This window comes from bacterium (assembly GCA_008933615.1).
Classification (GTDB): Bacteria; CLD3; CLD3; order SB21; family SB21; genus SB21.
Window position 1 is genome coordinate 1 of sequence record WBUR01000097.1, and the last position, 1535, is coordinate 1535.

A 1535-nucleotide genomic window follows, 5' to 3' on the forward strand; every position below is an offset into this window, starting at 1 on the left:
GTGTTCTCCCCCTGAGTGAACGCCCTCCCCCCACCATCTCACAACATTGGAACTCCCCCCTGGTGAATGAATACAGATACCTCGGAATCATCCTAAGCAAAGAAATATCAGAGAAAACAATATATACGGCTACCTTGAACAAATTCAAAAATCGATTGACTTCAGCCAAAGCATTCGGCGGCTCAATGCATTGGCGCCTCTGGTTCTACAAAATCTTTGCCATCCCCCTCTTCAGTCACCTCATCCAATTCGCGGTTCCTTCCCCAGAAATGTGCAACACTGTGGACACGCTCGCTTATAATTTCCTCGTTCCGATGCGTTCCTTCTCAAAAGAAGTTCTCTTTGCCCTCCCTGGCACATACCTCCCGCCTCCTTTCCCACCAACGCTTGCCGAATACACAGCGCGCTTCCCCAACTCTTGCAACATCTGTGGTAGCTGGCGATCCCTCCGCGTATACGACTCCGAGTCTGCCCGCTCCCAGATCACGGAGAAGCTCTCCCGCGTCGCCCAACTGTCCCCTGAGAGGGCTGAAAACATCTACTTGCTCTCAGGCATGGCTGGCCCAGCAATCACCACCACTCTTCTCCTGAACATCGGTGCGCTCCCATTCTATAATCGGCTCAAACACTTCGCCCCAAACATACAAAATGTATGTCCTCTTTGCAGCCAAGGCACATACGACCCAGACCACCTCTTCCAGTGCCCCATCGTCCAAGAGTGGTGGTCAGCCGCCGAAGACTTCAAAGAGTTCAGAGAAGGCATTGAGATGCTACAAGAATGTAGCTATCACCTTGCTGAACCTTGTAGAAGTCTTCTGCACGAAGTGGCGGCCACGATACACACCATCTGGACCATCTCCAGAATGGTGTTGTACCTCAAGGTTCCTTTTGGGTATGCTGCTGCAGCGCATACCTTCAGAAAGGCCCTCAAGGCAATCAAGCCAGCCAAACTCCACGACCACCACGAACGAAAAGGACTACAGAGAGCTGACGACCTCATCCACGCCCTCCAAGACAACGTCTCCAGCCACCTTATCCGCGTCACCCCTGACTCTGACTCCGACTCCGACTCTGACTCTGATTATGAAATGGTTTTCGATATTGATGATTACATGGCGAGAAATGCACCCCAACAAAAACCGAAAAAACCGCCCACGCTCATTCTCCGTCATCGCCACTACAATCTTTTTGTGAATTCGAAAATTCGAAAGATATTCAAATTCACAAAGAGAAAATCCAATGGTAGCAGAACAAAACAACAAACAACCACCAAACCAAAGCCCAAAGACTCTGCATCGCAAAAACGCCACTCCTACATCGCTCAAAGTGCAACCCCACCACCAACAACCCCAATTGAAGCACCCCACATGACTTTGCGTGTGTTCACCTCGCAGTGACTCAGCCAAAGTCAAAGCCACACTACTAGAAATCCCATTGGGTTAACAGTGATAGTAGTGAGACTTGTAATTGTAGTGCATCAATTACAGAAAAATAAAATGCTGTTATTAAAAAAAAAAAAAAAAAAAAAAAAAAAA

The 1535-nt window shown here is 48.5% G+C and carries 1 protein-coding gene; it reads left to right on the plus strand.

Annotated elements, in window-relative coordinates; genetic code table 11:
- The first annotated feature begins 62 nt into the window (after nucleotides 1-62).
- On the plus strand, nucleotides 63-1397 hold the full coding sequence (locus tag F9K33_16575; GenBank protein ID KAB2877307.1) for a hypothetical protein: 1335 nt from the start codon (nucleotides 63-65) through the stop codon (nucleotides 1395-1397).
- The last annotated feature ends 138 nt before the right edge of the window (nucleotides 1398-1535 follow it).